Source organism: Mycobacterium colombiense, from assembly GCF_001672755.1.
GTDB lineage: Bacteria > Actinomycetota > Actinomycetes > Mycobacteriales > Mycobacteriaceae > Mycobacterium > Mycobacterium colombiense_C.
The window spans coordinates 1-9,229 of record NZ_LZKI01000165.1 but is presented as its reverse complement, the minus strand read 5'-3'; the positions used below and the strand labels follow the sequence as shown (position 1 = coordinate 9,229).

Genomic DNA, 9,229 nt, shown 5'->3' with positions numbered 1-9,229 from the left:
CCGTTCATCCCCGTGGCCGGTGCGGCGGGTCTGGCGGGTCGGGGCGGGTGGGCCGAGACCGGGTGCCATCGCGACGGGCGCCCCGGTGTGCGACGGAGCCGGGGCGGCCACCGCGCCCGGCATGGTGGGGGCGGGTTGAGCCACGCCGGCCAACCCGGCCAGACCCGCCAGACCCGCCGCACCGGCCACGGGGATGAACGGGGCGATCAGGCCGACGGAGAGCTGCGCCAATTGGGGCACCTGGGTAGCGGGGAACGTGTAGAGCGCCTCGCCCGCCCAGTGCGGAACCTTGGCGGCGAGCAGGGGGTCGGTCATCAGGCTGTTGAGGACCGAGGACGGGTTGGACCCTCCAGACTGACTCAGGTCCGCGTTCAGTTCCTGGGCGACTTCTTGCACGCGAGTCACCCACCAGCTCAGCTGATCTGCCCCACCGCCCGCATCTTGGTTGGGCGGGTTGGCGAGCTGGATCGGCGGAGGCGGGGCGGTCGGCGGGACCCACGTCTGCGCGGTCTGGGACACCGCTTCATAGATCGCCATCGTGGTGGCCGCCTGCAGCCACATTCGCAGATAGTCCATTTCGTTGAGTGCAATCGGAATCGTGTTCACGCCAAGGAAATTCGTCGCTACTAGTTGGGCGAAGGTGGCGTGGTTGGCTTCCAGCTCTTCCAGCGTCGGCATGGCCGACAGCGCGGCGGTGTAGGCGGCGGCCACGGTGTCGGCTTCCAAGGCGGCCGCCGAACTGTTGGCACTGTTCTGCAAAAGCCATGCCAGATATGGCACATGGGCGGCCACGTACGCCTCCGCGCTGGGGCCCTGCCACGTCCCGGCCTGCACCGCCGCCAACAAGTCGCCGAGTTCCTGAGCCGCAGAGTCGTATTCGGCACTCAACGCCTGCCACGCCTGCTCGGCCGCCAGCAATGATCCAGGCCCCGGGCCGCTGGACAGCGCCGCCGAATGGACTTCCGGCGGAAAGGCGCCCCAGATCGGCATCGTCATCGGTGACCACCCGCGTGCGCCCGTGCTGCCATGTTGCGCTCCTCCCGACGAACCGGCCACGCGGGGAAGCGTTGCGTCCCGGCCTCTCAGTCGTTTTCAGCGTTTTCAGCGATGCGACGTTGCGGTCTCGGCGGATGCCGGCCACCGTTATCGCGTGGCTGAGCGATAAGGTCAGCGGCCGCGTGGACGGCGACCCGCATGTACTGAAGCTTATGCCAAAACTATCCGTAAATGCGGAGAGAAACCGCCACTTTCACCGGAGATGCGAAGGTAACTGTCAGCCTTTGGACAGCCGGACCAGGAACCCGTTCAGGATCAGCGTCTGCGCCAGCCCGGTCTGCTGCACCGGGCTCAACCCGGGCAGGTCGCCGACCCGAAACGGTTCGGTGCTGTCGGCGAGGAACCGCATCGCCGCCCCATGGTCGGCGCCGGCGCCCACCGACAGCTGCGCGAACTGCAGGACGACGCGGTCGTCGACGTGTGCCACCCGCGCATAGAGCGGCTCATACTTCGCCACCAGTGTTTGCCCATCGATTCCGACGGTGTCGCTCACCCGCCCGACCGGAGGGCATCGGCCCCGCCGGACCAGGACGTCGGCCAGCGCGTCGAGGCTTTCGGTGAGGAGCTCGGGATCCTCGAGGGCGCGCAGGGTGTCGCGCACGAGGTCGCCCAGGCCGGCGCGGGCGGCTGGGTCGTTTTGGTGCCGTGGCGACAAGCGGGCGTGCACGCGCGGGTCGCGCAGACTCAGCGCGTACAGCTCGTGCGTGAGGAGCGTGAGCACGGTGGGCGCGTGGAGCCCGAACGTCAGATGGACCGACGGCTCGGCGCGCGTTTCGGCCGAATGCACTTGGCCGCGCGGCAAATACAGCACGTCGCCGGGTTGCAGGCACACGTCGGTCGACGACGTGAGCCCGTCCGTCCCCACGCCCCTGCGCCGCTGGATCTCGTGCGGCGGCACGGCGTCCCCGTCGGACACGTGCCACGTCTTGGATCCCTGGATCTGCAGGACCAGCACGTCGTGCGGGTCGTAGTGCGGGGCAAAGCCGGTCGACCCCGGCGGCGTGACATAGGCGTTCACCCGGGTCGGGAAGTTCAGCTCGACCTCGAGCGAATGGGACAACGACGCGATGGTGCGCAGATAGCGCTCGACCCCATTCACGACGATCGTGTAGCCCTCCGTCAGGCCGTCGCGTACCCGGGCCGGGTCCAGGCCGCCGTCGGCGCGGCGGTAGGCCGCCGGATCCTTGTCTTCGCCGCCCTTGACCAACCGCACGGCCGACGGTTCCGGCTGCACATGCTCGAGGAGTGCGTCGACGGCCGAAGGCCCGGGCAGCAGCCGGTCGAAGTAGCCCGGCCGGCAGCGCTGGATGTGGTGGTGCCTGCTCGCCCAGATCTCGTCGAGGAAGGTGTCGACATCGAGGGGCTGCAGCAACCAGGCTAGCGAGGACTCGACGGTAATCCCCCTCGAAAGTCGTGGCGACCGGTATGCACCACCCTAGACCGGCACCCGCACGCGCCCCGCCTTTCTCGGCACCCCGCCGGCGGCTACTAGCCTGGATCTGTGCCCGATCCCGCCACCTACCGCCCCGCGCCCGGGTCCATCCCGGTCGAGCCCGGCGTTTACCGATTCCGGGATCCGTACGGGCGAGTCATCTACGTCGGCAAGGCCAAGAGCCTGCGCAGCCGGCTGACGTCATATTTCGCCGACATCTCCAGCCTGCACCCGCGAACCCGGCAGATGGTGACCACCGCGGCCAAGGTCGAGTGGACAGTTGTCAACACCGAAGTCGAGGCGCTGCAGCTCGAATACAACTGGATCAAAGAATTCGACCCGCGGTTCAACGTCCGCTATCGCGACGACAAGACCTATCCGGTGCTGGCGGTGACCCTCAACGAGGAGTTCCCGCGGCTGATGGTCTATCGCGGCCCCCGCCGCAAAGGGGTGCGGTACTTCGGGCCGTACTCGCACGCGTGGGCCATCCGGGAAACCCTGGACCTGCTCACCCGGGTGTTTCCGGCTCGCACGTGCTCGGCGGGAGTGTTCAAGCGGCACAAGCAGATCGACCGTCCCTGCCTGCTCGGCTACATCGACAAATGCTCGGCGCCGTGCATCGGCAGGGTCAGCGCGGAGGAGCACCGCCAGATCGTGGACGACTTCTGCGACTTCCTGTCCGGCAAGACCGACCGGTTCGCCCGGGAGCTGGAACAGCGGATGAACGCCGCGGCCGAGCAGCTCGATTTCGAGCGGGCCGCGCGGCTGCGCGACGACCTGGGCGCGGTGAAGCGGGCGATGGAGAAGCAGGCCGTCGTCCTGGGCGACGGCACCGACGCCGACGTGGTGGCTTTCGCCGACGACGAGCTCGAGGCCGCGGTCCAGGTGTTCCACGTCCGCGGCGGCCGGGTGCGCGGCCAGCGCGGCTGGATCGTGGAAAAGTCCGCCGACCCCGGCGATTCCGGTGAGGAACAGCTGGTCGAGCAGTTCCTGACCCAGTTCTACGGTGAGCAGGCCGAATTGGGTGGCGCCGCAGACGAATCGGTGAACCCGGTGCCGCGCGAGGTGCTGGTGCCCTGCCTGCCGTCGAATGCCGGCGAGCTGACCAGTTGGCTATCCGGCTTGCGTGGGTCCCGGGTGGCGCTTCGGGTGCCGCAGCGCGGTGACAAGCGCGCGCTTGCCGAGACCGTGCAACGCAACGCGAAAGAGGCGCTGCAGCAACACAAACTGAGGCGCGCCGGTGACTTCAACGCCAGATCCGCTGCGCTGCAGAACATCCAGGAGGCCCTCGGCCTGTCCGACGCGCCGCTGCGCATCGAATGCGTGGACATCAGCCATGTCCAGGGCACCGACGTGGTGGGCTCGCTGGTGGTGTTCGAGGACGGCCTGCCGCGCAAATCGGACTACCGGCACTTCGGCATCCGGGAAGCCGCGGGACAGGGGCGCTCCGACGACGTCGCCTCCATCGCCGAGGTCACCCGGCGCCGCTTCGCACGGCACCTGAGTGAACAAAACGACCCGAATATGCTTACGGCGGAAGGGAAGTCTCGGCGGTTCGCCTACCCGCCGAATCTGTACGTCGTCGATGGCGGTGCGCCGCAAGTCAACGCGGCCAGCGCGGTGCTCGAGGAACTCGGCATCACCGACGTCGCGGTGATCGGTCTGGCGAAGCGGCTGGAAGAGGTGTGGGTGCCGTCGGAGCCCGATCCCGTCATCATGCCGCGCAACAGCGAGGGGCTTTATTTGCTGCAACGCGTCCGTGACGAAGCGCATCGGTTCGCCATCACCTACCATCGCAGCAAGCGATCCAAGCGAATGACGGCATCGGTGCTGGATTCGGTGCCAGGATTGGGAGAACATCGCCGCAAGGCACTGGTAAGCCATTTCGGATCGATAGCCCGCCTCAAGGAGGCCACCGTCGACCAGATCACCGCCGTTCCCGGCATCGGGGTGGCGACCGCCACCGCCGTCGTCGAGGCGCTGCGACCCGATCAGTCCGAGGCCGCCCGGTGACGGGCCCAGGTGAATTCGCGGGCGGCCACTCGGTGGATGCCCCGGCCGGTATCGACGTCGTTCTGGTGACCGGATTATCCGGCGCCGGGCGGGGTACCGCAGCCAAGGTGCTCGAAGACCTCGGCTGGTATGTGGCTGACAACCTGCCCCCGCAGCTGATCACCCGGATGGTCGATTTCGGTCTGGCCGCCGGTTCGCGGATCACCCAGCTGGCGGTGGTGATGGACGTGCGGTCGCGCGGCTTCACCGGCGATCTGGACTCGGTGCGCACCGAGCTGGCCACCCGAAACATCGCCCCGCGCGTGGTCTTCATGGAAGCATCCGACGACATGTTGGTGCGCCGTTACGAACAGAACCGGCGCAGTCACCCGCTGCAGGGCGATCAGACCCTGGCCGAGGGCATCGCCGCCGAGCGCCGGATGCTGGCATCGGTCCGCGCCACCGCCGACCTGATCATCGACACCTCGACGCTGTCGGTCCGCGGCTTGCGCGAGACCATCGAGCGGGCCTTCGCCGGCGTCGCCAGCGCGACCACCAGCGTCACGGTCGAGTCCTTCGGCTTCAAGTACGGCCTGCCGATGGACGCCGACATGGTGATGGACGTGCGGTTCCTGCCGAACCCGCACTGGGTCGACGAATTGCGCCCCCGCACCGGGCAGGACCCCGCGGTGCGCGATTACGTGTTGAGCCAGCCGGGCGCGGCCGAGTTTCTCGACGCCTACCATCGATTGCTGTCTCTGGTCGTCGACGGCTACCGCCGGGAGGGCAAGCGCTATATGACGGTCGCCATCGGCTGCACGGGCGGCAAGCATCGCAGCGTCGCGATCGCGGAGGCATTGATGCAGTTGCTGAACGCCCAGAAGGGTGAAGCGCAACTGTCGGTGCGGGTTCTGCACCGGGATCTGGGCCGCGAATGACCGAGCCGATGAACCGGGGCATCGTCGCGCTGGGCGGCGGACACGGCCTGTACGCGACGTTGTCGGCGGCCCGCCGGCTGACTCCCTATGTCACCGCCGTGGTGACCGTCGCCGACGACGGTGGCTCTTCCGGCCGACTACGCAGCGAACTGGCCGTGGTACCGCCGGGTGATCTGCGAATGGCGTTGGCGGCCTTGGCATCTGACAGCCCGCACGGCCGGCTGTGGGCGACCATCCTGCAGCACCGGTTCGGCGGCAGCGGCGCCCTGGCCGGGCATCCGATCGGCAACCTGTTGCTGGCCGGCCTGTCCGAGGTGCTGGCCGATCCGGTGGCCGCCCTCGACGAGCTGGGGCGCATCCTCGGCGTCAAGGGACGGGTGCTGCCGATGTGCCCGATCGCGCTGCAGATCGAGGCCGACGTCTCCGGTCTGGAAAGCGACCCGCGGATGTTCCGGCTGATCCGCGGCCAGGTGGCGATCGCGACCACCCCGGGCAAGGTGCGCCGCGTGCGGCTGCTGCCGGACAACCCCCCGGCAACCCGCCAGGCCGTCGACGCCATCATGGCCGCCGATCTTGTGGTGCTGGGCCCCGGCTCGTGGTTCACCAGCGTGATCCCGCACGTGCTGGTGCCCGGGCTGGCCGCGGCGCTGCGGGCGACGACCGCGCGGCGCGCGCTGGTGCTCAATCTGGTGGCCGAGCCGGGGGAGACCGCCGGCTTCTCCGTCGAGCGTCACCTGCACGTGCTGGCCCAGCACGCACCGGACTTCAGCGTGCACGACATCATCATCGACGCCGAACGGGTGCCCAGTGAGCGCGAACGCGATCAACTGCGCCGTACCGCCACACTGCTTTCGGCCGAGGTCCACTTCGCCGACGTGGCCAGACCTGGTACACCTTTACATGATCCAGGCAAACTCGCGGCGGCCCTGGACGGGGTCCGGGCGGCCCACAAGGCTCCGGGATCGCCTTCGGTCACGGCCACCGCGGATATTCGGGTCGACGGTACAAGCCCACCAGCCGGGGGGAGTGGACCGGCCGGCAGCGGACCAAGGGGTGACGACGCGTGGCGATGACGACCGAAGTCAAAGACGAACTGAGCCGCCTCATCGTGAAATCGGTCAGCGCGCGCCGGGCGGAGGTCACGTCACTGCTGAGGTTCGCCGGCGGGCTGCACATCGTCGGCGGCCGCGTGGTGGTCGAGGCCGAGGTGGACCTGGGCAACGTCGCGCGGCGGTTGCGCAAGGACATTTTCGAGCTCTACGGATACAACGCCGTCGTACATGTGTTGTCGGCCAGCGGGATTCGCAAGAGCACCCGGTATGTGTTGCGGGTGGCCAACGACGGTGAGGCGTTGGCGCGCCAGACCGGCCTGCTCGACAACCGCGGCCGGCCGGTGCGCGGACTGCCGGCCCAGGTGGTGGGCGGCAGCGTCGGCGACGCCGAGGCCGCCTGGCGGGGAGCCTTCCTGGCGCACGGGTCACTGACCGAGCCGGGGCGTTCGTCGGCGCTGGAGGTCAGCTGCCCCGGCCCGGAGGCGGCGCTGGCGCTGGTGGGTGCCGCACGCCGGCTCGGTGTCAGCGCGAAGGCCCGCGAGGTGCGCGGCGCCGACCGGGTGGTGGTGCGCGACGGCGAGGCGATCGGCGCGCTGTTGACCCGGATGGGCGCGCAGGACACCCGGCTGGTGTGGGAGGAGCGCCGGATGCGGCGCGAGGTGCGGGCCACCGCCAACCGGCTGGCCAACTTCGACGACGCCAACCTGCGCCGCTCGGCGCGGGCCGCGGTCGCGGCCGCGGCCCGGGTGGAGCGGGCGCTGGAGATCCTGGGCGACACCGTCCCCGACCACCTGGCCTCGGCCGGCAAGTTGCGCGTCGAGCACCGGCAGGCGTCGCTGGAAGAGCTCGGCCGGCTCGCCGACCCGCCGATGACGAAAGATGCTGTGGCGGGCCGTATTCGGCGGCTGCTGTCGATGGCCGATCGCAAGGCGAAGGTCGAGGGCATACCCGACACCGAGTCGGCGGTCACGCCGGATTTGCTGGAGGACGCCTGACTGCGCCCTGCTAATTGTCAAGCATTGCTGGTGGGGACGGCCTCGGGGGGGCTACGGTCAGGTGATGAAACGGCTTTCGAGTGTTGACGCGGCGTTTTGGTCTGCAGAAACTGCGGGCTGGCACATGCATGTGGGGGCGCTGGCGATTTGCGACCCGAAGGACTCCGCCGAGTACAGCTTTCAACGTCTCCGTCAATTATTGATCGAGCGCCTGCCGGAGGTGCCGCAGTTGCGCTGGCGGGTCACCGGCGCGCCGTTGGGCCTGGACCGGCCGTGGTTTGTCGAAGACGAGGAGCTCGACGTCGACTTCCACGTCCGCCGCATCGGTGTGCCCGCGCCGGGCGGGCGCCGCGAGCTCGAGGAGCTGGTGGGCCGGTTGATGTCCTACAAGCTGGACCGCTCCCGGCCCCTGTGGGAGATGTGGGTGATCGAGGGCGTCGAGGGCGGCCGGATGGCCACGCTGACCAAGATGCACCATGCCATCGTCGACGGTGTCTCGGGCGCCGGGCTGGGTGAGATCCTGTTGGACGCCACGCCGGAACCGCGTGCGCCGCAACAGGAAACGGTCGGATCGCTGGTCGGGTTCGAGCTGCCGGGGCTGGAGCGGCGCGCCGTGGGCGCGCTGATCAACGTCGGCATCAAGACGCCGTTCCGCATCGCGCGGCTGATGGAGCAGACCGTGCGCCAGCAGATCGCCACGCTGGGTGTGCGCGGTAGGCCGCCGCGCTACTTCGAGGCGCCCAAAACCCGCTTCAACGCACCCGTCTCGCCGCACCGGCGCATCACCGGCTGCCGCGTCGAACTGGCCCGCGCCAAAGTCATCAAGGACACGTACGGCGTCAAGCTCAACGACGTGGTGCTCGCGCTGGTGGCCGGCGCGGTCCGCGACTACTTGCAGAAGCGCGGCGAGCTGCCCGCCAAACCGCTGATCGCGCAGATCCCCGTGTCGACTCGCACCGACGAGAACAAGGACGATGTCGGCAACCAGGTGAGCTCGATGACGGTCTCGTTGGCCACCGACGTCGAAGATCCGGGGGAGCGGCTGCGGGCCATTCACGAAAGTACCCAGAACGCCAAGCTGATGGCCAAGGCATTGTCGGCGCATCAGATCATGGGGCTGACCGAGACCACGCCGCCGGGATTGTTGGGGCTGGCCGCGCGCGCCTACACGGCCAGCGGGCTGTCGCGCAACCTGGCTCCCATCAACTTGGTTGTCTCCAATGTCCCCGGCCCGCCGTTCCCGCTGTACATGGCCGGCGCCAAACTGGATTCGCTGGTGCCGCTGGGGCCGCCGGTGATGGACGTCGCGCTCAACATCACCTGCTTCTCCTACACCGATTACCTGGACTTCGGATTCGTCACCACCCCGGAGGTGGCCAACGACATCGACGACATGGCCGATCGGATCGAACCGGCGTTGACCGACCTGGAGAAGGCCGCCGCGCGCGAGAGCGGTTAGGCCTCAATCGGGTTCGTCGTCGTCTGGATCGCGCAGCAGCTTCCCGGGGTGATGGAAGGTGTTGGTGCGGGGTTGGTCTCGATCCAGGTGGGGCGGCGGCTGCCATTCGGTGTCGGCTCTGGCGGTTTTGCGGGTGGTCCAGCCGCCGGGTCGTAACAGGCGATGGTGCGGGCCGCAGGCGAAGGTGAGGTCGTTGACGTCGGTGGTGTGGCAGGTGGCCCAGTCGGTGACGTGGTGGACTTTGGGCTTACCCCGGTTTAGCGGACACCGGATTGCGGCGGTATGGCCGTTGCGGAAAGGTCCTC

At 68.7% G+C, this 9,229-nt stretch carries 7 protein-coding genes and 1 pseudogene; 5 read left to right on the top strand and 3 right to left on the bottom strand.

Annotation, left to right across the window (positions count from 1 at the left end):
* A partial coding sequence (locus A5708_RS21695) for a PPE family protein (protein WP_155766124.1) occupies window positions 1-996 on the bottom strand: 996 nt, incomplete at its 3' end.
* Window positions 997-1,273: 277 nt separating this feature from the next.
* Complete coding sequence (locus tag A5708_RS21690) at window positions 1,274-2,455, bottom strand: cupin domain-containing protein (RefSeq protein WP_065030594.1); 1,182 nt, start codon at window positions 2,453-2,455, stop codon at window positions 1,274-1,276.
* Window positions 2,456-2,557: 102 nt separating this feature from the next.
* On the opposite strand from A5708_RS21690, the gene uvrC reads away from it, so the two are divergent.
* From uvrC to A5708_RS21665, 5 genes are all read left to right on the top strand, one after another.
* Entirely contained in the window at window positions 2,558-4,501 is a 1,944-nt protein-coding gene (gene uvrC, locus A5708_RS21685; protein ID WP_065030593.1) for an excinuclease ABC subunit UvrC, read from the top strand.
* Complete coding sequence (gene rapZ / locus A5708_RS21680) at window positions 4,498-5,418, top strand: RNase adapter RapZ (RefSeq protein ID WP_065030592.1); 921 nt, start codon at window positions 4,498-4,500, stop codon at window positions 5,416-5,418. The genes uvrC and rapZ overlap by 4 nt, the downstream gene beginning before the upstream one ends.
* Before the next feature lie 8 nt (window positions 5,419-5,426).
* On the top strand, window positions 5,427-6,491 hold the full coding sequence (yvcK, locus tag A5708_RS21675) for a uridine diphosphate-N-acetylglucosamine-binding protein YvcK (protein ID WP_155766125.1): 1,065 nt from the start codon (window positions 5,427-5,429) through the stop codon (window positions 6,489-6,491).
* Entirely contained in the window at window positions 6,488-7,465 is a 978-nt protein-coding gene (gene whiA / locus A5708_RS21670) for a DNA-binding protein WhiA (protein ID WP_040631623.1), read from the top strand. The genes yvcK and whiA overlap by 4 nt, the downstream gene beginning before the upstream one ends.
* A 64-nt stretch (window positions 7,466-7,529) precedes the next feature.
* The gene (locus A5708_RS21665) at window positions 7,530-8,924 is read left to right on the top strand and encodes a WS/DGAT/MGAT family O-acyltransferase (RefSeq protein ID WP_065030595.1); all 1,395 of its coding nucleotides are present in this window, start codon (window positions 7,530-7,532) and stop codon (window positions 8,922-8,924) included.
* 3 nt (window positions 8,925-8,927) lie between these two features.
* On the opposite strand, the pseudogene A5708_RS27295 reads toward A5708_RS21665, so the two are convergent.
* Window positions 8,928-9,229: pseudogene (locus tag A5708_RS27295) on the bottom strand (hypothetical protein); the annotation flags it as partial.